General features: G+C 71.5%; 25 protein-coding genes. 18 read left to right on the top strand and 7 right to left on the bottom strand.

What is annotated here, in order from left to right:
* Both ACIA3K_RS24870 and ACIA3K_RS24875 read right to left on the bottom strand, forming a co-directional pair.
* Positions 1–1,215 (bottom strand): FAD-dependent monooxygenase, encoded by a 1,215-nt coding sequence (locus tag ACIA3K_RS24870; protein ID WP_396804107.1) that lies wholly within the window; start codon positions 1,213–1,215, stop codon positions 1–3.
* Positions 1,216–1,375: 160 nt separating this feature from the next.
* A complete protein-coding gene (locus ACIA3K_RS24875) occupies positions 1,376–2,035 on the bottom strand; it encodes a PadR family transcriptional regulator (protein WP_396804108.1) in 660 nt (219 codons plus the stop codon).
* A 106-nt stretch (positions 2,036–2,141) separates the two neighbouring features.
* On the opposite strand from ACIA3K_RS24875, the gene nadD reads away from it, so the two are divergent.
* From nadD to ACIA3K_RS24900, 5 genes are all read left to right on the top strand, one after another.
* The gene (gene nadD, locus ACIA3K_RS24880) at positions 2,142–2,738 is read left to right on the top strand and encodes a nicotinate-nucleotide adenylyltransferase (RefSeq protein WP_396804109.1); all 597 of its coding nucleotides are present in this window, start codon (positions 2,142–2,144) and stop codon (positions 2,736–2,738) included.
* Positions 2,739–2,848: 110 nt separating this feature from the next.
* Positions 2,849–3,256, top strand: a complete 408-nt coding sequence (gene rsfS / locus ACIA3K_RS24885) for a ribosome silencing factor (RefSeq protein ID WP_355053184.1) — start codon at positions 2,849–2,851, stop codon at positions 3,254–3,256.
* Positions 3,253–3,882 carry a histidine phosphatase family protein gene (locus ACIA3K_RS24890; protein ID WP_396804110.1) on the top strand — a complete coding sequence of 210 codons (630 nt, stop codon included), beginning with the start codon at positions 3,253–3,255 and terminating at the stop codon, positions 3,880–3,882. The genes rsfS and ACIA3K_RS24890 overlap by 4 nt, the downstream gene beginning before the upstream one ends.
* A gap of 69 nt (positions 3,883–3,951) precedes the next feature.
* The gene (locus tag ACIA3K_RS24895) at positions 3,952–4,806 is read left to right on the top strand and encodes a DegV family protein (RefSeq protein ID WP_396804111.1); all 855 of its coding nucleotides are present in this window, start codon (positions 3,952–3,954) and stop codon (positions 4,804–4,806) included.
* 4 nt (positions 4,807–4,810) lie between these two features.
* Positions 4,811–5,584 carry an SDR family NAD(P)-dependent oxidoreductase gene (locus tag ACIA3K_RS24900; protein WP_396804112.1) on the top strand — a complete coding sequence of 258 codons (774 nt, stop codon included), beginning with the start codon at positions 4,811–4,813 and terminating at the stop codon, positions 5,582–5,584.
* A 51-nt stretch (positions 5,585–5,635) separates the two neighbouring features.
* Here the strand turns inward: ACIA3K_RS24900 and ACIA3K_RS24905 are convergent, their stop codons facing one another.
* Positions 5,636–7,108, bottom strand: a complete 1,473-nt coding sequence (locus tag ACIA3K_RS24905; RefSeq protein WP_396804113.1) for an arabinofuranosidase catalytic domain-containing protein — start codon at positions 7,106–7,108, stop codon at positions 5,636–5,638.
* A 210-nt stretch (positions 7,109–7,318) separates the two neighbouring features.
* Between ACIA3K_RS24905 and ACIA3K_RS24910 the strand changes: the two genes are divergently transcribed.
* From ACIA3K_RS24910 to ACIA3K_RS24925, 4 genes are all read left to right on the top strand, one after another.
* Positions 7,319–8,080: a helix-hairpin-helix domain-containing protein gene (locus ACIA3K_RS24910; RefSeq protein ID WP_396804114.1), complete on the top strand. Its 762-nt coding sequence runs from the start codon at positions 7,319–7,321 to the stop codon at positions 8,078–8,080.
* The gene (locus ACIA3K_RS24915; RefSeq protein ID WP_396804115.1) at positions 8,077–10,458 is read left to right on the top strand and encodes a ComEC/Rec2 family competence protein; all 2,382 of its coding nucleotides are present in this window, start codon (positions 8,077–8,079) and stop codon (positions 10,456–10,458) included. The genes ACIA3K_RS24910 and ACIA3K_RS24915 overlap by 4 nt, the downstream gene beginning before the upstream one ends.
* Before the next feature lie 165 nt (positions 10,459–10,623).
* Positions 10,624–11,604, top strand: coding sequence for a DNA polymerase III subunit delta (gene holA, locus ACIA3K_RS24920; RefSeq protein ID WP_357134527.1), 981 nt, complete (start codon positions 10,624–10,626; stop codon positions 11,602–11,604).
* Entirely contained in the window at positions 11,601–12,017 is a 417-nt protein-coding gene (locus tag ACIA3K_RS24925; RefSeq protein WP_396804116.1) for a hypothetical protein, read from the top strand. The genes holA and ACIA3K_RS24925 overlap by 4 nt, the downstream gene beginning before the upstream one ends.
* A 93-nt stretch (positions 12,018–12,110) precedes the next feature.
* Here the strand turns inward: ACIA3K_RS24925 and rpsT are convergent, their stop codons facing one another.
* On the bottom strand, positions 12,111–12,377 hold the full coding sequence (gene rpsT, locus ACIA3K_RS24930; RefSeq protein WP_355053192.1) for a 30S ribosomal protein S20: 267 nt from the start codon (positions 12,375–12,377) through the stop codon (positions 12,111–12,113).
* A gap of 282 nt (positions 12,378–12,659) precedes the next feature.
* Complete coding sequence (locus ACIA3K_RS24935; RefSeq protein ID WP_396804195.1) at positions 12,660–13,622, bottom strand: phosphotransferase; 963 nt, start codon at positions 13,620–13,622, stop codon at positions 12,660–12,662.
* A gap of 82 nt (positions 13,623–13,704) precedes the next feature.
* Between ACIA3K_RS24935 and ACIA3K_RS24940 the strand changes: the two genes are divergently transcribed.
* The 8 genes from ACIA3K_RS24940 (at position 13,705) to ACIA3K_RS24975 (ending at position 21,535) form a co-directional block, all read left to right on the top strand.
* Positions 13,705–14,241: a DUF4240 domain-containing protein gene (locus tag ACIA3K_RS24940; RefSeq protein WP_396804117.1), complete on the top strand. Its 537-nt coding sequence runs from the start codon at positions 13,705–13,707 to the stop codon at positions 14,239–14,241.
* Positions 14,242–14,358: 117 nt separating this feature from the next.
* Positions 14,359–16,236 (top strand): translation elongation factor 4, encoded by a 1,878-nt coding sequence (gene lepA, locus ACIA3K_RS24945; RefSeq protein ID WP_396804118.1) that lies wholly within the window; start codon positions 14,359–14,361, stop codon positions 16,234–16,236.
* A gap of 347 nt (positions 16,237–16,583) precedes the next feature.
* Complete coding sequence (locus tag ACIA3K_RS24950; RefSeq protein WP_396804119.1) at positions 16,584–16,868, top strand: GlsB/YeaQ/YmgE family stress response membrane protein; 285 nt, start codon at positions 16,584–16,586, stop codon at positions 16,866–16,868.
* Between the two features lie 397 nt (positions 16,869–17,265).
* The gene (locus ACIA3K_RS24955) at positions 17,266–17,550 is read left to right on the top strand and encodes a GlsB/YeaQ/YmgE family stress response membrane protein (protein ID WP_396804119.1); all 285 of its coding nucleotides are present in this window, start codon (positions 17,266–17,268) and stop codon (positions 17,548–17,550) included.
* Positions 17,551–17,776: 226 nt separating this feature from the next.
* On the top strand, positions 17,777–19,063 hold the full coding sequence (locus ACIA3K_RS24960) for a sugar ABC transporter substrate-binding protein (protein ID WP_396804120.1): 1,287 nt from the start codon (positions 17,777–17,779) through the stop codon (positions 19,061–19,063).
* Entirely contained in the window at positions 19,060–20,046 is a 987-nt protein-coding gene (locus ACIA3K_RS24965; RefSeq protein ID WP_396804121.1) for a carbohydrate ABC transporter permease, read from the top strand. Before ACIA3K_RS24960 ends, ACIA3K_RS24965 begins: the two co-directional genes overlap by 4 nt.
* Positions 20,043–20,873, top strand: a complete 831-nt coding sequence (locus ACIA3K_RS24970) for a carbohydrate ABC transporter permease (protein WP_357133209.1) — start codon at positions 20,043–20,045, stop codon at positions 20,871–20,873. Before ACIA3K_RS24965 ends, ACIA3K_RS24970 begins: the two co-directional genes overlap by 4 nt.
* Positions 20,874–20,893: 20 nt before the next feature.
* A complete protein-coding gene (locus ACIA3K_RS24975; RefSeq protein ID WP_396804122.1) occupies positions 20,894–21,535 on the top strand; it encodes an MOSC domain-containing protein in 642 nt (213 codons plus the stop codon).
* A gap of 51 nt (positions 21,536–21,586) precedes the next feature.
* On the opposite strand, the gene ACIA3K_RS24980 is transcribed toward ACIA3K_RS24975, so the two are convergent.
* The gene (locus tag ACIA3K_RS24980) at positions 21,587–22,489 is read right to left on the bottom strand and encodes a phytanoyl-CoA dioxygenase family protein (RefSeq protein WP_355053200.1); all 903 of its coding nucleotides are present in this window, start codon (positions 22,487–22,489) and stop codon (positions 21,587–21,589) included.
* Between the two features lie 244 nt (positions 22,490–22,733).
* The gene (locus ACIA3K_RS24985; protein ID WP_396804123.1) at positions 22,734–23,639 is read right to left on the bottom strand and encodes a hypothetical protein; all 906 of its coding nucleotides are present in this window, start codon (positions 23,637–23,639) and stop codon (positions 22,734–22,736) included.
* Positions 23,640–23,839: 200 nt separating this feature from the next.
* On the opposite strand from ACIA3K_RS24985, the gene ACIA3K_RS24990 reads away from it, so the two are divergent.
* The gene (locus ACIA3K_RS24990; RefSeq protein WP_396804124.1) at positions 23,840–24,604 is read left to right on the top strand and encodes an SDR family NAD(P)-dependent oxidoreductase; all 765 of its coding nucleotides are present in this window, start codon (positions 23,840–23,842) and stop codon (positions 24,602–24,604) included.
* Positions 24,605–24,677: the final 73 nt, after the last annotated feature.

A 24,677-nucleotide genomic window follows, 5' to 3' on the forward strand; every position in this document is an offset into this window, starting at 1 on the left:
TCAGCCCAGGGCGGGTTCCGCCGTGACCGGGGCGTCGAAGTCGATGACGTAGCGCTGCTCGTGGGCGACGGTGCGCTCCGGGTCCATCGCCGTGCGCACCAGCAGCGGTATGAGCAGCGGCATCAGCGCGCGGGCGACCGGCCCGGGCGCCTTGGTGTGGTTGATCCGCGCGGCACGGGCGGCGACCTTCTCGACCCGGGTACGACGCAGCCGCACGTACGCCTCGAAGGCCGACGTCACGTCGGGTAGGTCCCGCAGGCAGCGGGCGAGCTGCACCGCGCTCTCGATGGCGAGCGAGGCGCCCTGCCCGGAGCTGTTCGACGGCGCGTGCGCGGCGTCGCCGACCAGCACCATGCGGCCCCGGTGCCAGTGCGGCACGGGCGGCATGATCTGCAACGCGCCGGCCACCTGGAGGTCGTCGGCGGAGCTGGTGGCCATCAGCTGCCGGCCCGGGTCGTCGTCGCCGTAGGTGGCGCGCAACGTGTCCAGCCACTGCCGCGCGGGCACCGTACGGGCCTCGACGAGGCTCATCGGCCGCTGCCCCGGCAGGTTGGCCCCCCAGCGGGTGCCGCCACCCGGCTCCGGCCAGTACAGGTAGTAGCCGCGCCGTCCGAAGGCGAACGTCATCGTGCCCTCCTCGGCTTCCACCTCGTGCCGGGCGACCGCCTCGAAGCCGAGCAGTCCGGTGAACCGGGGGCCGGGCGCGGCCGGGTCGATGAGGCCACGGACCGTGGAGCGGACGCCGTCCGCGCCGACCAGGACATCGGCGGTCGCCGTGGTGCCGTCCTCGAAACGCGCGGTCACGCCGTCGTCGGTCTGCGTGACGTCGACCAGTCGCTTGCCGTACGCGAAGGTGATGCCCTCGGCGACGGCCCGGTCGTGCAGCACCCGGTGCAGCTCGGCCCGGTGCACCACGCGCAGCGGTGGCACTCCGGCCAGCATCGGCAGGTCGATCCGTCGGGCGCCGACGGCCATCACGCTGCGGTGGATCCCGGTGGCGATCGCGGTCACCGCCGCGTCCGCGCCGACGGCCCGTAGGGCTGCCACGCCGTTGGGCGCGAGCGCGAGGGTGCCACCGATGCCACCGGCTCCGCTGGCGGGCGGCGGGTACGCCTCGGCGACGGTGGCGGTGATGCCGGCGCGGTGCAGCGCGAGGGCCGCCACGGGCCCCGCGATGCCGCCGCCGATGACGAGTGCGGTTCGTACCGTTGTCATGCTCTTTCTCCCTGGTGTCGTCGCATGGGTGCGGACGAACCGTCCTGGGAGGGAACCCGGTTATCCTCGTGGTTGCCGCTTCGGGCCGGGTGCCTGCTCAGGTGTCGGTTCGAGGTAGGGCTCCGGCGGGGTGTTGGCGCACCCCGCCGGAGCTGTCTTCTCAGTCGGCGGTGTCGGGGTCGCTGCTGGTCCTCGCGGCCAGCTCGGTCAGCTCGGGCGGTATCTCGCCGGTCTCGTGGAAGGCCCGCCAGAAGTCCAGCCCCGGGTAGCTTCCCGAGGTCAGCTCCGCCAGCAGGGCCCGCAGCCAGGTGGCCTCGGCGTCCCGGATGGCGAGGTCGTACTCGTTCTCGACCAGGAACAGTCGTGGAACGTCCCGCAGGTGGGCGGCGAGCGTCTCGCGGTCACGGCGCAGCGCGTCGTCCAGTCGGTCGAGCCGCTGCCGGAGCAGGTCGGTCGCCTCGTCGGGGTGCAGGGCGGCGAGCACGGAGAGGCCGGCCCGGAAGCGGGGATGCTCGGCCATGGGCGTGCCGACCAGTTCCCGCGCCCAGTCGACCAGCTCGGCCCGGCCCGCGTCGGTGATGCGGTAGACGGTGCGTTCCGGGCGTCGGCCCTCGCGGACGCTCTCCACGGCTGCGATCAACTGGTGTTTGTCCAGGTTGCGGATCACCGTGTAGAAGGAGCCCCACTTGAACTCCATGTCCTGGTCCTTGCCCCAGGCGCGCAGTGTGCCGGCCATCTCGTAGGGATGCATGGGCCGCTGGACGAGGGCGGAGAGCACGGCCAGCGCCAGCAGGTTGCCGACCTTGCGCCGCTTCGGCATGACGTACCTCCCAAATACTCGTGAACGAGTATACGCATACGATTATTCGTGCCACCAGCCCTCGGGCCGATACGGCCGGTTCGGACGCCCGGCCTACGATCAACGGGTGGAGGAAGATATCCGGCGGATCGGGATCATGGGTGGCACCTTCGACCCGATCCACCACGGGCACCTCGTCGCGGCCAGCGAGGTGGCGGACCGGTTCGGCCTGGACGAGGTGGTCTTCGTCCCCACCGGGCAGCCGTGGCAGAAGGCCGACGAGCCGGTCAGCCCCGCCGAGGACCGGTACCTCATGACGGTCATCGCCACCGCCTCCAACCCCCGCTTCCAGGTCAGTCGCGTCGACATCGACCGCAGCGGCCCGACCTACACGGTCGACACGTTGCGCGACCTCCAGGCCGAGTACGGCTCCAAGGTCCAGCTCTTCTTCATCACCGGAGCGGACGCGCTGCAACGCATCCTGTCCTGGAAGGACCTGGACGAGATCTTCGAGCTGGCCCACTTCGTCGGTGTGACCCGTCCCGGTTTCGCGCTGACCGACAAGCACCTCCCGGCGGACACGGTCAGCCTGATCCAGGTGCCCGCGATGTCCATCTCGTCGACCGACTGTCGTGCCCGGGTCGCCCGCGGCGAGCCGGTCTGGTACCTGGTGCCAGACGGTGTGGTGCAGTACATCGCCAAGCGACGCCTCTATCAGTCCTGATCGCGTCCGGTATGTGCCGGTTGGTACGTCTAACCGACCAGAACTGACGGGTCGGGACCTCGCCGGGTGTGAGACGCTTGGAGGATCGCACGCCTGATCGAAGGAGAACGGTGACAGTTTCCGAACGCGCGCACGAGCTGGCGATCGCCGCCGCCCAGGCAGCCGCCGACAAGAAGGCGCAGGACATCGCGATCATCGACGTCGGCGACCAGCTCGCCATCACGGACGCGTTCCTGCTCGCCGCCGCCCCCAACGAGCGCCAGGTGCTCGCCATCGTCGACGCCATCGAGGAGCGCCTGCTGGAGCTTCCGGAGAAGGCCAAGCCGATCCGGCGCGAAGGCGAGCGGGGTGGCCGTTGGGTGCTGCTCGACTACGTCGACATCGTGGTGCACGTCCAGCACACCGAGGAGCGCGAGTTCTACGGGCTCGACCGCCTCTGGAAGGACTGCCCCACCATCCCGTTCGTCGACCGCGACCTGGTCGAGGCCGACGCCAGCGGGTCCGCCGCAGCCGAATGACCCGGCTGATCGTCTGGCGGCACGGCAACACCGACTGGAACGCCGCCAACCGCGTCCAGGGGCAGACCGACGTACCCCTCAACGAGCTGGGCCGCGACCAGGCCCGCGCCGCCGCGCCGCTGCTCGCGTCGCTGCGACCGGACGCCATCGTCTCCAGCGACCTGGGCCGCGCCGCGGAGACCGCCGCGGCGCTGGCCGCGCTCACCGGCCTCGGGGTGCGCACCGACGCCCGGCTGCGCGAGCGACACTTCGGCCAGTGGCAGGGCCTGCACCTCACCGAGGTCGCCGAGCGGTTCCCGGGCGAGTACGCGCGCTGGCGGGCCGGCGACCCGGCACCGGGCGCGGATCTGGAGCCACTGCACGAGCTGGGTGAGCGGGTCGCCGCCGCGTTCCTGGCGGCGGCCGACGCGACGCCCGACGGGACGGTGGTCCTCGCCACCCACGGCGGCGCCTCCCGCCAGGGCGTCGGTCACCTGCTCGGCTGGCCGGCCGACGTGCTGCGCACCATCGGCTCGCTGGCCAACTGCCACTGGACCGAGCTGCGACACGACGACGTCCGGGGCTGGCAGCTCCGGGGCCACAACGTCGGCCTCGTCACCGCCCCGGCCGTCGTCGACGCGGTCTGAGCGCCGATCCGGCCCGGGTCGGCGCTCGCACCTCGGCGCGGCGGGTCGTGATCGGCTAGCGTGCCGGGCATGCCCGTCGCGGTCGTCATCGACTCCACCGCCTACCTCCCACCCGAGCTGGTGCTGCGGCACCGGCTGACCGTCGTCCCGTTGACCGTCGTGCTCAACGGCGCGGAGGGGCTGGAGGGGGTGGAGACCCAACCCGCCGACGCCACCCGCGCGCTGGGTGAGCGGCGGGTGTCGGCCAGCACGTCGCGCCCGGCGCCCGAACAGTTCGCCCGGACGTACCGCCGCCTCCTCGACGACGGCGCCGACGGCGTCGTCTCGGTACACCTGTCCGCCGGCCTGTCCGGCACGGTCGAGGCGGCGCGGCTGGCCGCCGACGACTTCGACGGCCGGGTCGAGGTCGTCGACAGCCGTTCCACCGGCATGGGCCTCGGCTTCCCGGCCATCGCCGCCGCCACCGCCGCCGAGGCCGGAGACGACCTCGCCGGTGTACGCGACGCCGCGCTCGCCGCCGTCGCCCGGACCACCATGTGGTTCTACGTCGACACGCTGGAGTTCCTGCGCCGGGGAGGCCGGATGAACGCCGCCGAGGCGCTGCTCGGCACCGCCCTCTCGGTCAAGCCGATCATGCACATGCCGGACGGGACGATCGTGCTGCGGGAGAAGGTGCGTACCGCCAGTCGGGGAGTCGCCCGGCTCGTCGATCTGGCCGTCGAGGCGGCCGGCGACGACGACGTCGACCTGGGCGTACACCACCTGGCCGCACCGCAGCGCGCCGAGGCGCTGCTCGCCGCGCTCACCGCGCGCCTGGGCGAACGGGTGCACGACACGTACGTCTCCGAGGCGGGCGCGGTGGTCGCCGCGCACGCCGGGCCGGGTCTGGCCTGTGTCGTCGTGCACCGCCGGCCCGCGAGCTGAGATCGTGGCCGGCGCGTGCGTGGTGACCGGTGGTGGCCGTGGCGTCGGCCGGGCCGTGACGCAACGGCTGGTGACGACCGGCGTCACCGTCGTCGTCGTGGAGCGCGACGCCGAGGCGGTGGACTGGCTCGCCGGGCATCCGGCCGCCGATCGCCTGCTCGCGGTGGTCGGCGACGCCGGTGATGAGCGGGTGGCCGAACACGCCGCCGAGGTGGCCGAACGCGTCGCCCCGCTGACCGGCTGGGTGAACAACGCGGCGATCTTCCGGGACGCGGCCCTGCACACAGCGTCGGCCGACACCGTGCTGGACCTGATCGGGCTGAACCTGCGCCCGGCCGTGGTGGGTGCCGCCGTGGCGGTGCGCCGCTTCCTGGCCGCCGGCACGGGCGGCGCCATCGTGAACGTCTCGTCGCACCAGGCCCGCCGGCCGGTGCCGGGCGCCCTGCCGTACGCCACGGCGAAGGCCGCCATGGAGGGGCTGACCCGGGCGCTGGCCGTCGAGTACGGGCGGCACGGCATCCGCGCCAACGCCGTCGCGCTCGGCTCGATCGCCACCGAGCGGCACGCCGAGTTCCTCGCGGCGCAGGAGCCCGCCCGGGCCGAGCAGATCGACGCCGAGCTGACCCGGCTGCACCCGGTGGGCCGGATCGGGCGTGCCGACGAGGTGGCGGAGGCGGTCGCGTACCTGCTGTCGCCGGCCGCGAGCTTCGTCAACGGGGTGACCCTGCCGGTGGACGGGGGACGGGCGGTGCTCGGCCTCGACCCGGAGGCCCGCTGATCCGGTGCGCTCGGGCCGCCTCCATCCGGAGACGGCCCGACCGCTGTCCGCTCAGCTCCGCAGGGACCACTGCTGGTTCTGTCCACCATTACAGGCCCAGAGGATCAGTTTGGTGCCGTTGGCGGTGGCGGCGCCGTTGGCGTCCAGGCAGAGCCCGGACTGGACGCCGGTGAGGGTGCCGTTGGCGTTGACGTTCCACTGCTGGTTGGCGCCGCCGTGGCAGTCCCAGATGATCACCTGGGTGCCGTTCGCGGTGCCCTGGCCGTTGGCGTCGAGGCACTTGTTGCCGTACACCTGGATCTGCTTGCCGGCCGTGTAGGTCCAACGCTGCGCGGCGCTGTTGCTGATGCAGTCCCAGAGCTGCACCTGGGTGCCGTTGGTGGTGGCGCCGTTCGGCACGTCGACGCAGCGACCGGACTGCGCGCCCACGATCTGGGCGTTCTGCTGCGGGTTGCCGCCGCTGGCGGGGGTGTAGGCGGCAGCGGCGATGTTCGCCTGCACGGCGTCCTCGGTGGCGGCCGTCGGGTAGCCGGAGGTCAGCACGCCCTCGAAGAAGGTGCCGCGGCCGGTGATGCTGTTGTCGCCCCCGATGCCCAGGAGGATGGCTCCCTCCTTCTTCATCGGGTTGTAGCCGTTGGGCCGCCGACCGTCGAAGTAGGTGGTCAGGCCACCCGACTGCGAGTTCCCGCCGCGGATCGCCCAGTGGTTCGGCTCGCCCTTGACCATGGCCGTGACGAAGCGGTGGTTGATGGACGCGATGTTGTTGTAGCCCGCGTTCACCCCGGAGAACAGGCCCCACTCCAGGTCGGCCATGATCCAGGGACCCGCGCCCGCTCCGTAGCCCCACTGCTTGTTCGCGCCGAAGTAGACCGTCTCCATGATCGCGCGCTCGTCGGCCAGGACGTTGGTCTGCGCGTTGCCGTAGTCGAAGCAGCACCACTGGTTGTAGTGCGTGCCGTCCACGACGGCGTAGATGCCCTCGGGCTGGTCGCCGGTCGCGACGCCGTTGGTGTTGTTGTTGCGGTAACCGGTGCCGGGGGCGATGTAGACGCCGTACGCCTTCTGGCCGCCGATGGTGACCGGTGCCGCCTTGGCGTCGGCGAGGTTGTCGTAGCCGCCGGCCGCCGGGCCGCTGAAGCCACCGGGAGGGGCCTGGGTGAGCCGGTTGTTGCGGCCGGACTGGTCGTAGATGATCGTGATGACGCAGCTCGTGTTGGCGCAGAACGTGTCCTGGGTGGCGGCGTTCGCGACACCACCGGCGCTGAGCACGCCGACGTCACGGGTGGTGTTGTCCGACGATCTGCGGACCTGGTAGAGCGCTCCGTTGTACGCCCCGTACAGGGCCCGGGTGGTGCTGTGCGCGGCGACGCACGGCGTGCCGCCGGAGGCGTAGATGTCGCACGGGCCGGTGCCGGCCGCCCGGGCGACGCCGGGCGTCTCCGTGACCAGGTAGACGCCGGCCCCGGCGACGAGGACCAGCAGGGTCCCCGCTGCGGCCAGCAGGCGGTGCAGCCTTCTCTTCATGTCCGTGGTTCCCCTCAGGTGGCGGTGGTGGTGGGGGGCGATGATAGCGCTAACATTAATCCTCATCCATGAATGCGCGCTACCTCCGGACGGCCACTGCGCCATACCAGACGCGCGCATGATCAGGGCGTTGTCCACAGAGGCCTCGGTTGTCCACAGGTCGAGCCAGCGAGGCGGCCGTCGTGGCGTCCGGCGTCCTAGCGTCGCGGCGTGGCAGAGGACGAGGAGACAGCGGTACGCCAGCGTCTGCGCCGGTTGACCGCCGCGACGGGCAGCACGGCGCCGCCTCCGTCGGGGGCCGACGCGTCGGCAGCGGACGTGTCCGCCGATCCCGGCGCTACGGCACGGCTGCCCGGCCCCGGAGCATTCGACCCGGGCAGGCGCGGGGTACGGGCGCTGGCCGCCGTGGCCCTCGTGGTGGTGCTGGCCGCGGCCGGTTGGGCCTGGCGGTCCCGACCGCACGCGGAACCGGTCACCCCACCGGTCGGCGAGGCCACCTCGGCCGTCGTGACCGGGCAGGCCAGCGCGTCGGCGTCCGGCGAGCTGGTGGTGGCGGTCGCGGGCAAGGTGCGCAAACCGGGGCTGGTACGCGTACCGGCCGGGGCCCGACTCGCCGACGCCCTCTCCGCGGCCGGTGGCCCGCTGCCCGGCGTCGACGTGGCGCTGCTCAATCCCGCTCGCAAGCTCGCCGACGGTGAGTTGATCGTCGTCGGGGTGACGCCCCCGCCGGCACCCGGCCCCGTCGCCGGTCCGGCCCCCGCCGGCGCGCCGGCCCCCGGCGCGGCGCTGAACCTCAACAGCGCGACACTCGCCCAGCTCGACGCGCTGCCCGGGGTGGGGCCGGTGCTCGCCCAGCGCATCCTCGCCTACCGGGACCAGCACGGCGGGTTCGCGGCCGTCGGCGACCTGCGCCAGGTCGACGGCATCGGCGACGCGCGCTACGAGCAGCTCAAGGACCTGGTGACGGTGTGAACGTCCCACCCGTCGTCGGCGACCCCCCGCCACCGGACCTCCGGCTCGCCGGGCTGGCCGTGGCCGCCTGGCTCACCGCGCTCGCCGGCCTGCATTTCGGCCCCCGACCGCTGCTGCTGGTGGCCGGCGCAGCAGCCGTGTCGACGGCGCTGAGCACCCTGCGCCTGCTCGGTCGACTCGGTCGCCCAGGGGCTCTCGCCCGCCGTTTCGGCTGGATCATCGTCGCGGTCGGTCTCGGCGTCCTCTGCGGCGCGGCGGCGACCTCGGCCCGGCTGCTCGTGCGGGACGCCCCGCCGGTCCGCGCCCTGGCCGAGAAGCACGCACCGGTCACCGCCGACCTCGTCGTGCGGGACGATCCGCGCCCGATCCGCTCGGCCGGGCGTCCCGGCATGCTGCTGGTGTCGGGCGAGCTGATCCGGCTGACCGGCCCGGACGGCCAGCCGCTCCGGACGTCGGTACGGGTGCTGGTCCTCGCCACCGACCCCGGCTGGCGGGGGTTGTTGCCGGGGCAGCGGCTGACCGCCGAGGGGCGACTCGGCGTGCCGCGCGGCGGTGACCTCACCGCGGCGGTCCTCGCGACCAGCGGTCCACCGCAGCGGCGCGGTACGCCGTCGTGGGCGCAGCGCGCCGCCGGCACCCTGCGGGCGGGTCTGCAACGGGCCTGTGCGCCGCTGCCCGACGACCCGGGAGGTCTGCTGCCGGGACTGGTGGTGGGGGACACCAGCCGGCTGCCGCCCGCCGTCGAGGAGGACTTCCGGGCGACCGGCATGACGCACCTCAATGCGGTCTCGGGCAGCAACGTCGCGATCGTGGTGGGTGCGGTGCTGCTGGTGGCGCGCTGGGCGCGCGCCGGCCCGTGGCTTGCCGGGGTGCTCTGCGGGATGGCGCTGGTGGGCTTTGTCATCCTGGTGCGTCCGTCACCGAGCGTCGTACGGGCCGCCACGATGGGGGCGATCGGGCTCGTCGCGCTGGCCGCCGGTCGACCCCGGGCCGCGCTGCCCGCGCTGGCCGCCGCCATCACCGTCCTGGTGCTCGTCGACCCCGAGTTGGCGGGCGACGCCGGGTTCGCGCTGTCCGTACTGGCCACCGGGGGTCTGCTGCTGCTCGCGCCGCGTTGGCGCGACGGGCTGCGCCGTCGGGGCGTACCGGCCGGGCTGGCCGAGGCGTTGGCCGTTCCGGCGGCCGCCCAGGTGGCCTGCGGGCCGGTCGTCGCCGGGATCTCCGGCACGGTCAGCCTGGTGGCGGTGCCGGCCAACCTGCTGGCGGTCCCGGCCATCGCGCCGGCGACGGTGCTGGGCGTGACGGCCGCGGTGCTGTCGCCGGTCTGGCCGGCCGGGGCCGGGTTCGTCGCCTGGCTGGCGAGCTGGCCGGCCTGGTGGCTGGTCGTCATCGCCCGCCACGGCGCCCGCCTTCCGGCCGGCACCGTGGCGTGGCCGGGCGGGGCAGGGGGCGCCCTGCTGCTGGCCGGGCTGACCGTGGCGCTGCTGGTGGCCGTGCGCCGCCCGCTGGTGCGCCGGTTGGTGGCGGTGGTCACGGTCGCCGTACTGGTGGGCGCTCTCGGGGTCCGGTTGGTCGCCAGCGGCTGGCCGCCGCCCGGCTGGGTGGTGGTGGCCTGCGCCGTGGGACAGGGTGACGCCCTCGTGCTGCCCGTCGCGCCCGGCCGGGCGGTCCTGGTCGACACCGGGCCGGAGCCCGGCGCGGTGGACGCGTGTCTGCGACGGCTCGGCATCCGGGAGGTGTCGCTGCTGGTGGTCAGCCACTTCCACCTCGACCACGTGGGCGGGGTGGCCGGGGCGTTCCGGGGACGACGGGTGGCCGCCGTGCTGACCCCGCCGTCGCCGGACCCGGCGAGCGGTCGGGCGGCCGTCCGCGCGGCGGCGACCGACGGCCGGGCCACGATGCGGGACACCACCGCCGGGGCACGTCACCGGGTCGGCGATGTCGAGCTACTGGTGCTCGGACCGCCGTATCCGCTGGCCGGCACCCGCTCGGACCCGAACAACAACTCGCTGGTGCTGCGCGCCACGGTCGCCGGCGTCACGGTCCTGCTGCCCGGCGACGCCGAGACCGAGGAACAGCACGCCGTCCTGGTCCGGACGCCGCCCGACCAGCTACGGGCGGACGTGCTGAAGGTCGCGCACCACGGCTCGGCGTACCAGGACGAGAGCTTCCTCGCCGCCGTACGGCCGGCCGTGGCGCTGGTGCCGGTCGGCACGGGCAACACGTACGGGCATCCGAACCCGGCGCTGCTGTCCCGGTTAGGCCGGCACGGCGCCCGTGTCCTGCGAACCGACACCGACGGCGACGTGGCGGCGATCCGGACCGCCGACGGACTGGCGGTGGCCCGTCGAGGGGTACCGCCGGGACGGCGACCGTGAGTGGGACTGCCGATCGCGTGGAAATTGCGCGCACTCGACCCGGAATCCCGGCCATTTGCGGATTAGGTGGTGAACCGAGGTAAATGTCTGGATTTGCGCTAAGTGCGGGCTGCGCTGACCGGGCAGCGAATGAGCAGGCCCGTACCCGCCATGGGCCGTGCGAATATGGGCGACGTGACCCCCGCCAGCCTCGCCCCCATTGTGCTCGTCCTCGGCGACGAGGAGCTGCTCGCCACGCGCGCGGTCTCCGAAGCTGTCGAACGGGCCCGCGCCACCGACCCCGAGGTGGACGTCCGCGAGTACCAGGCGGGTGCGCTCACCGTCGGCGAGATAGCCGAGATGCTCAGTCCGTCGCTGTTCGGCGGCCGGCGGCTGCTCGTCCTGCGCTCCGGGCAGGACGCCCGCAAGGACCTGGTCGCCGCGCTGCTGGCGTACGCGAAGAATCCCGACCCGGAGGTGCAGCTCCTGGTGCTGCACCTGGGCGGCGCCAAGGGCAAGGCCTTCGCCGACGGGCTGCGGTCGGCCGGCGCGACGGTGGTTCCGGCGGCCAAACTCAAGGGCCACCGCGACCGGGTCGCCTTCGTCCGCGACGAGATCCGGCGGGCCGGCGGCCGGTGCCCCGACGACGCCGCCGAGGCGCTGATCGCGGCGGTCGGCAACGATCTGCGCGAACTGGCCGCCGCCTGTTCCCAGCTCATGGCCGACACCGACGGGCGGATCAGCGCCGAGACGGTGTCCCGTTACTACCGGGGGCGGGTCGAGGTGACCGGCTTCACCGTGGCGGACGCCACCATGGTCGGCGACGTGCCGGCCGCCCTGGAAGCGCTGCGGTGGGCCCTGCACGTCGGCGTCGACCCGGTGCCCATCGCCGACGCCCTGGCCGACGGGGTGCGGACGGTGGCCCGGGTGGCGTCGGCCGGACGGGGCAACGCTTACCAGCTCGCCAGCAGCCTCGGCATGCCGGCGTGGAAGATCGAACGGGCGCAGCGACAGGGTCGCGGCTGGACCCCGGAAGGCCTGGTCCGCGCCATGCAGGTCGCCGCGGAGTGCAACGCGGCCGTCAAGGGGGGCTCGGACGACCGGGCGTACGCCCTGGAGCGGGCCGTCTTCTCGGTGGCGGCGGCCCGGCAGGGCAGCAGCCGGTGACGGGGCCGAACCGTACGGCGTGGGCCACCGTGTCCGCCGACGAGGAGCGGTACCGGCCGCTCTACGCCCGGCTCCTCGGCCTGCGGTTCGTCAACCCCGGTGGGGTGCTCTGCTTCCTGTTCTTCGAGGGCGCCATCGCCCTGGCCGTGCTGCTCGCCCTCGCGGAGCTGGTCACCTGGTGGGCGGTGCTGGTGCTACCCGTGGTGGTGGCGGCGATGGTCAAGCTCAACGACATGGTGGCCGCGGTGGTGGTCCGTTCCGCCGCGCTCGTACCCGAACAGGAGCGGGACCGCTTCCGCCGGCAGATGGAGCCGGTGGTCGGCCGGGCCCGCGTCGAGTGGAGCGCCGCGACTCCGGTGACGGTCCGGACCGACCCGGTGCGGCCCAGGCGTCGCGGGGACCCGCTGGACTGACGGCCGCCGAAGCCGGTCGGGCGGCGGTTCGTGGACACACGGAAGCCCCGGACCGAGGTCCGGGGCTTTCCGAATCAGTCTGACGATGAAGCGTCAGGCGGAGAGCGTCACCACGCGCTTCGCGATCGCCGACTTGCGGTTCGCAGCCTGGTTGGCGTGGATCACGCCCTTGCTGACGGCCTTGTCCAGCTTGCGCGAGGCATCCTGCATGAGAGCGGTGGCCTTCTCGACGTCACCGGCCTCGGCGGCCTCGTGGAACTTCCGGACGGCGGTCTTCAGCGACGACTTGACCGACTTGTTGCGCAGCCGGGCCTTCTCGTTCTGCCGGTTGCGCTTGATCTGGGACTTGATGTTCGCCACGCGACAGCCTCGTCTTGATAGCTCGGGTTGGTCAGCTTGCGCACGACATGACGACATGAGTCATCGCCGCGCGAAAAGCCAGGTTACCAGGTCGCCCCGGACGAGCCAAAACGGCTCCGCCTGAGCGCGCGTGCTCGACTCCCGCGCCCAGCGGGGCGCTCGACCCGTGATCCACCCCGGCTTCCTGCGAACCAGGGTATCCGCCGGCCCCTGACCACCCGACTTCTCGGAACCCGGATGGATCACGGGACGGCCCGCGCGAGGACGCCTGCGCCGGCGCGGTCACCGCCAGCCCTGGCGGCGGGCGAGCCAGCCGAGGGCCTGTCCGCCGCTGGCCCGCTGGTGCGCCGACCGGTACGGCGAGGCCGTCACCGGTGTCGCGTCCGCCCCGGTGAGGTAGTAGCCGGCCAACGCGGCCAGGGTGGCGTCCAGCGCGTCCGGGGGAGCGCCCGCGCTCGCCGGGTGCGCGGCGAAGATCCGATCGACGTCCAGGCCGCTGTCGTACGCGGTGAGCAGCAGCGTCACCAGGTCGAACCAGGCCGGCCCGGTGCAGGCCCAGGTCCAGTCGCAGATCCAGGCCCGGCCGTCCGGGCCGATGAGCACGTTGTCCACCCGCAGGTCGCCGTGGATCACGCCGGTCGCCCCGTCCGCGTACGCGGGCAGGCGGGACTCCAGCGCCACCAGCTCGGGGAGTCTGCCCCGGGCGGCGGCGGGCAGCGCGGGGAGCGGCTCCCGGCCCGCGGCGACCTCCTCCCACCAGAGGATGTCCGAGCGGGCCAGCTCGGCCAGGCGGGGGAGGCCGAGCGCGGTCAGGTCGGCCGGTGGATCGGCGAGCGCGGCGGCGACCTCGGCGTACGCGGCGAGCGTGGCGTCCAGCTCGGCCCGCGCCCAGGGCAGGCGTGGGAGGTGGCCGTCGACCGCGTCGGCGCAGAGCGTGAACCAGCCGGCCTCGTCCAGCGTCCACCGCAGGCGGGGCGCGGGCAGGCCGGCCGGCAGCCGGTCGAGGATCGCGGCCTCCCAGGCGTACCCCTGTGCCAGGCGCGGTTGCGCGACGGCGGGTGCCGCCTTGACGAAAGCCCGGCCGCCGTCGGCGGTGTGCAGCACGGCGGCGAAGCCCCGGGTGAAGCCGGCGGTGGCGACCTGGGCGGTGACCACCGGCGCGCCGAGCCGGTCGGCGATCGCGGCCCGCAGCGCCGCCGGCAGCTCCGGCCACGACGGGCGCGACGCGCTCGCGTGGTACGGCATCGGCGGCAGCGGGGAGGACACCCCACCATGCTGCCCCGGGGTACGTGCGCGGCGCGCGGCGACACTGCCAGACTGCCAAGCCATGAGGACCGAGGACTTCTGGCAGCTGATCGACCAGGCCCGCGCCGGGGGCGGGGGTGAGCCCGGGCCGGTCGCCGCGCGGGCCGTGGCGCTGCTCGCCGAGCGCGATCCGCAGGACATCGTCGGGTACGCCCAGCACCAGGTCAGAGTGCTGGCCGCCTCGCACAAGGCGGACCTGTGGGGCGCGGCGTACCTGATCAACGGCGGGGCGTCGGCGGAGGGCTTCGAGCACTTCCGGGGCTGGCTGATGACCCAGGGTCGGGCGGTGTTCGCCCGCGCGGTCGGCGACCCCGACTCGCTGGCCGAGCTGCCCCAGGTGCGGGCCGCGTCGCTCAGCGGGGAGGAGTTCTCCGCCGAGCAGATGCTGGCGGTGCCGTGGGACGCGTACCGCAGGGCCACCGCGTCGGAGCTGCCGACGGACCGCGAGCCGGTCCGGACGCCGGACCTCAACGACTTCTGGGACTTCGACGACGAGGAGGAGGTCCGCCGCCGGCTACCCCGGCTGGCCGCGCTCTTCGTGGAGCCGCCGATGGAGTGAGGCGTCCCGGGGGCCGATCCGTCGCCCGCGCAGTGGGCGTACCCCGGCGGCGTGGGAACATGGAGGGGGTCGGCGGCGCGCCGGCCTGTTCACGTCAGCCGACCAGAACGGACCGCTGTGCCACCGAAGCTCGATCCCGGCGCGAACGCCCCTGGTGCCACCGACCCCGGTCGCATCCGGAACTTCGGCATCATCGCCCACATCGACCACGGGAAGTCGACCCTGGCCGACCGGATGTTGCAGCTCACCGGCGTGGTCGACCCCCGGCAGATGCGCGCGCAGTACCTGGACCGCATGGACATCGAGCGCGAACGTGGCATCACCATCAAGAGCCAGGCCGTTCGCATGCCGTGGACCATCCGCGAGGGCGAGCGGGCCGGCGAGCACGCCGTGCTCAACATGATCGACACCCCGGGGCACGTCGACTTCACGTACGAGGTGTCCCGGTCGCTGGCCGCCTGCGAGGGCGCCGTGCTGCTGGTCGACGCCGCCCAGGGCATCGAGGCGCAGACCCTGGCCAACCTCTACCTGGCCCTCGAGAACGACCTGCGCATCATCCCGGTGCTCAACAAGATCGACCTGCCGGCCGCGCAGCCGGAGAAGTACGCCGAGGAGTTGGCCCACCTCATCGGCGGTGACCCCGCCGACTGCATCCGGGTCTCCGGCAAGACCGGCGAGGGCGTACCGCACCTGCTCGACGAGATCGTCCGGCAGTTCGTTCCGCCGGTCGGCGACGCCGAGGCGCCCGCCCGTGCGATGATCTTCGATTCGGTGTACGACGTGTACCGCGGCGTCGTCACGTATGTCCGGGTCATCGACGGCCGGATCAGCGCCCGCGACCGGATCAAGATGATGTCCACCGGTGCCGTGCACGAGCTGCTGGAGATCGGCGTCATCTCACCCGAGATGGTCAAGGCCGAGGCGCTCGGCGTCGGCGAGGTCGGCTACCTGATCACCGGTGTGAAGGACGTCCGGCAGTCCCGGGTCGGTGACACGGTCACCATCAACGCCCGGCCGGCGGCCGAGCCGCTCGGCGGCTACAAGGACCCGAAGCCGATGGTCTACTCCGGCCTCTATCCGATCGACGGGTCCGACTACCCGAACCTGCGCGAGGCCCTGGACAAGCTCAAGCTCAACGACGCCGCCCTGGACTACGAGCCGGAGACCTCCGGCGCGCTCGGCTTCGGCTTCCGCTGCGGCTTCCTCGGCCTGCTCCACCTGGAGATCATCCGGGAGCGGTTGGAGCGCGAGTACAACCTCGACCTGATCTCCACCGCGCCCAACGTCGTCTACCGGGCGATCACGGACGACGGCGAGGAGATCGTCGTGACCAACCCGAGCGAGTACCCCACCGGCAAGATCGCCGAGGTGTACGAGCCGGTGGTGCGGGCCACCGTGCTGACGCCCAACGACTACGTGGGCGCGGTCATGGAGCTGTGCCAGGGCCGGCGCGGCAGCCTGCTCGGCATGGACTACCTCTCCGCCGACCGCGTGGAGCTGCGCTACACGCTGCCCCTCGCCGAGATCATCTACGACTTCTTCGACCAGTTGAAGAGCCGTACCAAGGGGTACGCCTCGTTGGACTACGAGCCCTCCGGCGAGCAGGCGTCCGACCTGGTGAAGGTGGACATCCTGCTGCACGGCGAGCCGGTGGACGCGTTCAGCGCCATCGTGCACAAGGACAAGGCGTACAACTACGGCGTCACGATCGCCGCGAAGCTTCGTACGCTGATCCCGCGCCAGCAGTTCGAGGTGCCCATCCAGGCGGCCATCGGCAGCCGGGTGATCGCCCGGGAGACCATCCGCGCCATCCGCAAGGACGTGCTCGCCAAGTGCTACGGCGGTGACATCAGCCGTAAGCGCAAGCTGCTGGAGAAGCAGAAGGAAGGCAAGAAGCGGATGAAGATGGTCGGCCGCGTGGAGGTCCCACAGGAGGCCTTCATCGCCGCCCTGTCCTCCGACTCCGGCGACGCCAAAACCACCGGCAAGAAGTAACCACCCCCATCCCGCCCCGGCCTCCCACCCTTTCCCGCGGTGATCAAGAGGTTCGCGTCATCCGGAGCCCGGATCCTGACGCGAACCTCTTGATCACCCGGGGGCGGTCGGGGGTTGGGGGTTGGGGCGGATTTTTTTTGGGGTTGGGGTCTGGGTGGTCGCCCTGGGCAACATGTTGTCTGAGCTGTGTGGACGTGTCTCCGTGCCAACCGACGCAGCCGACCGACATCGACACCGGCAACTTCTTGTGCGGGTGAGTCGGTTTGGATTTTTGGTGGGTCGGGAACTTAGCGGTCACGACAGGAAGCACACGTTGTGTGTCAGACATTCTTTGAAGGAGGGCGACCGTGGAGCTCACCGTGTGGGGCATCATCACTGCCATCGTTGTTGGTCTCATCGTCGGGGCGCTCGGCCGCCTGGTTGTTCCGGGCCGCCAGAACATGCCGATCTGGCTGCACCTGCTGATCGGTATCGGCGCGGCTCTGCTGGGCACGGTGCTGGCGCGGGCGATGGGTATCGCGACCGAGACCGCTGGTATCGACTGGACCGAGCTGCTGGTGCAGGTCGTGGTGGCGGCGATCGCGGTCGCGCTGGTGGCCGGTGTGGGTGGCCGCCGCCGCGTCACCCGGTAACACCGCACACCCGTAGTACCGCAACACCTTCGAGGGGCGCTCGGCCATCAGGCCGAGCGCCCCTCGCTGTCGTGCCCGGACGGGTCCGCCCCCGCTCCGGCGCGCCGCCGTCCCCGGGCTCGGCCACGGCGCCCGCGCCGATCTTGCACTTTCTACTGCGACATCCCGGGCATCCCACCCCTATCGACAACCGAAAGTGCAAGATCGCGGGGGTGCGGGGGCGCGGGGGCGCGGGGGCGCGGGGGTGCGGGGGCGGTCTGGTGGTCCGTGCCTGTGTTCACCAAGTCGTGATCGTCTGGGCGAGCAAGTCGGTTTGGATTTTTGGTGGGTCGGGAACTTAGCGGTCACGACAGGAAGCACACGTTGTGTGTCAGACATTCTTTGAAGGAGGGCGACCGTGGAGCTCACCGTGTGGGGCATCATCACTGCCATCGTTGTTGGTCTCATCGTCGGGGCGCTCGGCCGCCTGGTTGTTCCGGGCCGCCAGAACATGCCGATCTGGCTGCACCTGCTGATCGGTATCGGCGCGGCTCTGCTGGGCACGGTGCTGGCGCGGGCGATGGGTATCGCGACCGAGACCGCTGGTATCGACTGGACCGAGCTGCTGGTGCAGGTCGTGGTGGCGGCGATCGCGGTCGCGCTGGTGGCCGGTGTGGGTGGCCGCCGCCGCGTCACCCGGTAACAACCTGGCATCACCACAGGATGCGAAAAGAGCGCCCGGCCGGACGGCCGGGCGCTCTTTCGTGACGTCCTGCCCATATTCGGCCCGGTTCCATGAGTCTCTCGCGTCGGCGGCCTGCGATACGGTCGCCAGGCTTCGGCCTCCCCGCCCACTGTCGTAAAGGATTTCTTCGTACTAAGGTGCGGCGGAGAAGGTTAGTGCCAGGCGACGCGAGGGGAGAAGTGGCGTGAACAGGTGGAAGCGGTTGGCCCCGGTCACTGCCGTGGTGGCCTCGGTCGCCATGGTGTTGGGCGGCTGTGGGGGCTCCGGCGAGGAAGCGACCGACGACAGCAAGCTCACGGTCTGGATGATGGGTGAGGGCGGCGACGCCCAGAACGCCTTCCTCGACGGCGTGGAGACCGAGTTCCGGCAGAAGCACCCCGACACCGATGTGGTGGTGCAGTACATCCCCTGGCTGGAGGCGCCGAAGAAGTTCCAGGCCGCGCTCGCCGGCGGTGAGGGCCCGGACATCACCGAACTGGGCAACACCGAGACCCAGGGCTGGGCCGCGCAGGAGGCGCTCGCCGACGTCAGCGGTCGGATGGGTGGCTGGGCGGACGGCAAGGACCTGCTGCCCGACCTGGTGCGCAACGCGCAGCTCGACGGCAAGCAGTACGGCGTTCCCTGGTACGCGGGCGTGCGAGCCATCTACTACCGCACCGACTGGTTCGCCGAGGCGGGCGTGCAGCCGCCGAAGACGTGGGACGAGCTGGTGACCGTCGCCAAGGCCGTGCAGGCCAAGAAGAAGGGCACCTACGGCATCGCGCTGCCGGGCAACTCCGAACTGCCCTTCTACTCGTTCCTCTGGGGCGCGGGCGCGGAGATCGCCACCAACCAGGGTGGCGCGTGGAAGTCCGGCTACTCGACGCCGGAGGCGCAGCGGGCCGTCAAGTACTGGACCGACCTGGTCACCGTCCACAAGGTCGCCCCGCCGGCCGCCGCCGGCTGGAACGAGATCGACGCGCGGACGCAGTTCGCCACCGGCAAGGCCGCGATGGCGTTCGCCGGTAGCTGGCAGCAGGCCGCCATCAAGAAGGACAACCCCGAGATCGAGAAGGTCTGGGGTACGTTCCCGATCCCCGGCCCGGACGGCAAGGCCGCGCCCGGTTTCGCCGGTGGCTCCGACCTGGCGATCTGGAAGGACAGCGAGCGGCAGGACCTCGCCTGGGACTACCTGACCGTGCTGCTGAACAAGAAGAACGCGCAGAGCTTCGCGAGCAGCCTCGGCTTCTTCCCCGTCTACAAGGACCTGGTCGCCAGCGACACGTACGCCAACGACAAGGTGATGGCGGCCTTCGCCACCACCATGCAGAACACCAAGCTCACGCCGCTCACCCCGAAGTGGGTGGAGGTCAGCCGGACGAAGACGGTGACCCAGGCGATGAACAGCTCGGTCATGAAGGGTCAGAAGACGGTCGAGAAGGCTACCGCCGACGCGGCCGGTGAGATGGAAAGCATCCTCAACTCCAAGTGACCACGCTGACCGAGGTGCCGGAGACGTCCGCCGTGCGGGAGAACCCCGCGCGGCGGCGTCGCCGGGTCGACCGCCTGCCCTACCTGCTGCTCCTGCCCGCACTCGTCATCATCGGGGTGCTGCTGCTCTGGCCGCTCGGCCAGGTGGTGGCGATGTCCTTCTACCGGCTGAACAGCGTCCGGCAGTTGCGGGGCGACCGGGAGTGGCCGTGGGTGGGGCTCGGCAACTACACCGACATCCTCACGGACCCGTTCTTCCTGACCGTCCTGCGCAACACCGTGCTGTTCGCCGCGGCGAACGTGTTGCTCACGATGGTGCTGGGCACCCTGGTCGGACTGCTGCTCAACCGGCTCGGCCGCAAGATGGCGACCTTCGTGGCCAGTTGCGTGATGCTCGCCTGGGCCACCCCCGCGTTGACCGGCACGATCGTCTGGAAGTGGATCTTCGACGACACGAGCGGCCTGGTCACCTGGCTGTTCAACGCTCTGCCGGACGGATTCTCGAACGCCCTGTTCGGTCGCAGCGACTGGACCGGTTACGGCTGGTTCAACTCACCGCTGCTGTTCTTCGCGATCCTCACGCTGGTGGTCGTGTGGCACTCGTTCCCGTTCATCGCGGTGAGCGTCCTCGCCGGCCTCAAGAGCGTGCCGAGTGAGCTGCACGAGGCGGCCCGGGTGGACGGCGCGAGCCCGTGGCGGGTCTTCTGGAAGATTACGTTCCCGCTGTTGCGACCGGTCTTCGGAATCCTGATCGTGCTCTCCACCATCTGGGACTTCAAGGTCTTCACCCAGCAGTTCGTGCTGGCCGGTGGCACCCAGGACCGGCCGACGTTCATGCTCTCGATCTACTCGTACGCCGAGGCCTTCTCGCCGCCGCCGAAGTACGGGCTCGGCGCGGCCATCGCGGTGATCCTCACGCTGATCCTGCTCGTGGTCACCGGCTTCTACGTGCGGATGGTGCTCAAGCAGGAGGACGAGTCGTGAAGAAGGTCGCCCTCAACGCCGCCGGGCTGCTGGTCGCGCTCTTCGCGGCCTTCCCGGTCTACTGGATGATCTCGACGTCGCTGAAGCCCAGCAACGAGATCTTCTCGGCCACCCCACAGCCGGTGCCGACCCATCCGACGCTGGCGCACTACCGGGAGATCCTCACCGGCAACCTGATCCCCGGGGTGACCTTCCTCGACTTCTTCGTGAACAGCGCGATCGTCGCGGTGTCCACCGTGGTGCTCAGTGGGCTCGTCGCCCTGCTCGCCGCGACGGCGGTGGCCCGGTTCCGCTTCAAGCTCCGGACCAGCTTCCTGATCATGCTGCTGATCGTGCAGATGATCCCGTTGGAGGCGTTGGTCATCCCGCTGTTCCTGATGATCCAGCGGCTCGGGCTCTACAACACCCTGCCCAGCCTGATCCTCACGTACCTCGGCTTCTCGCTGCCGTTCGCGGTGTGGATGCTGCGCGGTTTCGTCGCGGCCGTGCCCAAGGAACTGGAGGAGGCGGCCGCCATCGACGGCGCGAGCCGGGCCCAGACGTTCCGGCGGGTGCTGTTCCCGCTCGTCGCGCCCGGCCTGGTGGCGACCAGCATCTTCTCGTTCATCACGGCGTGGAACGAGCTGATCTTCGCGTTGACGTTCATCAACGACCAGGGGCGCTACACCCTGCCGGTGGCGATGACCTTCTTCTTCGGCCGTGACGACACGAACTGGGGGCCGGTGATGGCCGCCTCCACGCTGTTCACCCTGCCGGTCATCATCTTCTTCCTGCTGGTGCAGCGGAAGATGGTCTCCGGCCTGGTGGCCGGAGCGGTCAAGGGCTGACAGACCCTAGGCTGGCCGTCATGACGGGCAGGGTGGCAGCGGTGAACCTCGGCATCGTGACCGAGGCGGAGTGGGCCGGCGACGCGAGCGGTCGCAGCGGCATCGACAAGCGTCCGGTCGACGGGCCGGTGTCGCTGCTGGCGGAGGGCCTGGCCGGTGACTTCATCGGCGAGCGGGCCGTGCACGGCGGGCCGGACAAGGCCGTCTACGCGTACGCCGAGGAGGACGCCGCGTGGTGGTCGGCCGAGATCCGCCGGTCCATCCGCCCCGGCGGTTTCGGGGAGAACCTGACCACCTACGCGGTCGACGTGACCGGCGCGGTCATCGGCGAGCAGTGGGCGGTGGGTACGGCGCTGCTCCAGGTGACCATGCCGCGCACCCCGTGCACCACGTTCGCCGGCTTCTGGGGCGTACCGGATCTGATCAAGCGGTTCACGGTCCGGGCCACCCCGGGGGCGTACCTGCGGGTGCTGCACGAGGGCGAGGTGGGCGCCGGCGATCCGGTCGAGGTGGTGGAACGGCCCGCGCACGGGGTGACCATCGGCGAGGTGTTCCGGGCGACCAGCCTGGAACCGGAGCTGCTGCCCCGGCTGCTCGACGCGACCGACCTGCCGGCACCGATCCGGGAGAAGGCCCGCCGGCGGCTCGCCGGTCACGCCTGAGACGCGAGGAAGGCCCCCGGGTGGACCGGGGGCCTTCCTTCCAGCGGTACGTCAGCGCAGCCAGGGGATGTTGCGGTCGAGCAGACCGCGCTCCTTGAGCTCCTTGCGCAGCGGGATCTCGTCGTCGACGTACCCGTCCCAGTTGATGCCCCAGTAGTTGGCGGTGTGGGTGCCCTCACCGATCAGCTGGCGCTGCACGGGCGTGCGGTTGCGGTACCACTCGCCGTTCACGTCGGGGTGCAGCTCGTCGAGCGGACGGATCCACCGGTAGGTGTAGCCGACGAAGAGCATCTTGCGGGTGATGGTCGACAGGTTCGTCGAGCGCGAGTGCCACTGCCGACGGTCGAAGATGAACGCGTCGCCCGGGTTGGCGGTGATCTCCACCGTGCCCTCCGGGTCCGGGTTGTGCACGCTGAGGTCCTTGGGACGGTCCAGCGAGTTCCACAGGTGGCTGCCCGGGATGACCTTGGTGGCGCCACGGCCGGTCTCCGACAGGTCGGACAGCACGTACCCGACCTTCAGCGAGAACATCGGGCGGGGCAGGTTCGGGTCCATCGTCTCCGGGTCGGAGTTCTGCCGGTACCCGTCCTGGTGCCAACCCCAGTACGGCTTCTCCGGCTCGGCGGCCGGCGGGGTGACGTCCAGGTGGTTGTGGTGGGTGTAGATGTTCCAGCCGGCCAGCCCCCACATGTACGGGAAGGCGATCGGGTGGGTGAGCAGCTCGCCGAAGAGCTCGTCGCGCTCCAGGAAGCCCAGCAGGTGCAGGGTGCCGTCCTTCTTGGTGGTGCCCTTGGCCTGCTCCTCCGCGTAGACGCGGTCGACAGCCGCCTCCAGCGCCGCCCGGTGGTCCTCCGTCAGGACGTTGCGCAGCAGGAGGAAACCCTGCTCGTGGAACTCCTTGCGGTCAGTGTCGCTGATCGGTTCGTAGCCGGTCCGGTCGCCGTAATCGAACACCGCGTCGTACCCCTCCCCATGAGGTGAAACCATTTCTGGCACAGGCCGCCGATCGTAACGCGAGTGCCGGGGCGGTGGGAGGGCGAGCGGCGGCGGTACGGCCCGGGGCCGGACCGCGCGCAGCGGAACCGATGCAGCGAGTCACATTTTCGTGATCACCGGGTGGCTCTGTGGCTGTTTGTCCGATTGTGCGGTCACTGCCGGTTAAGAGATCCGGGTCGCCGAGCGCTCGGTGTCGGGGCGCTCAGCCCTCGGCGAAGACCTCGGCCACCACCTGGCCAGCGGAGCCCTGCTCGCCGGTCACCTGGCCCCAGGTGCCATTGCGGGCGGTCCACTCCAGGTCGCCGAAACGGACCCGCTTCACCCCGTGGTCCTGGGCGTGCGAGACCAGCCAGTGCGCGTACCGCCAGCCGTCGCGCTGGTCCTGCGCGGTCACCGCCAGCCCTGTCTGGCTGGTCTTTTCGGCGCTCGACACACCCCAGTCCAGCGCCAGGTTGCGGGTCAGCTGCGCGGCCGCCGCCGCGCCGCGCATCACCGGGGTACGCCCCACCGTGCAGGCCACCGCCTCGGTGGCGTCGCCGAGCAGGGCCTTGGTGAGCACCTCGGAGTCGTCGGCCCACTTCTGGTACGCCTCGGGGAACGCCGAGCGCTGCACCCGCTGGGCGGCGTCGGTGACCCGCATCTTCTCCCAGCCGCGCACCTTCTTGAGCGCCTTGTAGAACCTGTTCGCCGCGTAGCGCGGGTCACGGATCTCGGCCGGCGTGCCCCACCCCTTGCTGGGGCGCTGCTGGAACAGCCCGAGCGAGTCGCGGTCACCGTGGTCGAGGTTGCGCAGCCCCGACTCCTGGTACGCGGTGGCCAGCGCGACCACCACGGCGCGCTCGGGCATGCCGCGCTGGACGCCGATCGCCGCGATGGTGGCCGCGTTCGCCATCTGCTCCACGTCCAGGACCACCCGGCCGTCGGCCTGGACCGTGCAGGTGCGTCCCGCCAGTGGCAGCCGCAGTTCGTCCCCAACCCGCCGGGCGACGAGCCAGATCGCGATCACGGCGACGAGGATGAGCACCACTCCGCCCGCCACGGCTGCCCGAGTTCGCACCCACACCTCCTGATCGACAGTTCGACAAGCGTACGTCCCCGCCGGCGTCATCCGGGCCGTTCGACCGGTTCGGGCTTCGCTCAGCCGTCACGTGCCGATCGGGACGTTCCCGCTGGCGCGTGGAACTCACCTGCGGATGAAGATCGTGTCTGCCGCGTCACCCGTCGTCAACAGCCGGAAGAGATTGCCTGGTCAAGGACCTTATTTGGTTGACACGTCAATCGGACGTGCGGGAGTCGAGGAGGAGTTCGATGGGAACGCTTGACGGCAAGGTGGTGCTCGTGACCGGAACCGGCGGCGGTCTGGGTCGCGTCGCGGCGCTGACCTTCGCCCGCGAGGGCGCGAAGGTCGTCGGGGCCGACATCCAGGTCGACGGCAACAACGAGACGGTCGACCTCGTCCGGGCCGCCGGTGGGGAGATGACGAGCGTCGCGCCCGTCGACCTGACCGACCCGGAACAGGTCCGTCAGCTCGTCGAGGACGCCGTGGCCGCGTACGGAGGCCTCGACGTGGTCTACAACAACGCGGCCGCGCTGCGCTTCGGCCCCCTGCCGGACTTCTCGGTCGACGACTGGCGGTACACGATCGCCGGTGAACTCGACATTCCGTACCTGGTGTCGAAGTTCGCCTGGCCGTACCTGGTCCGGCGCGGTGGCGGCGTCATCATCAACGCGGCCTCGATGGCCGGGATGATCGCAGGTCACGTCCCGCCGATGGTCGGGCACACGGCGGCGAACGCCGGCGTCATCGGCATGACGCGACAACTCGCGCTCGAAGGCGCGCCGCACGGCATCCGAGCGGTGGCGGTCAGCCCCGGGCCCATCCTCACCCCGGCCAGTGAACGCGACCTGGGGGACGACCAGGCGGCCCGGGACGCGATCACCGCCAAGACCATGCTGAAGCGGTTCGCCCGCCCCGAGGAGGTCGCCGAGCTGGTGGTCTTCCTCGCCTCGGACCGGGCGTCGTACATCACCGGCGCCAACTACGCGGTCGACGGTGGCGCGACGGCGTGGTGACACCCCGGGGCGCCGCCGCTTCCGGGCGGGGCCCCGACCCCCATCGAGCGCCTTTGCTCTGCTTCAACAGAGG

The sequence above is a fragment of the Micromonospora sp. NPDC051543 genome (assembly GCF_044454415.1).
Classification (GTDB): domain Bacteria; phylum Actinomycetota; class Actinomycetes; order Mycobacteriales; family Micromonosporaceae; genus Micromonospora.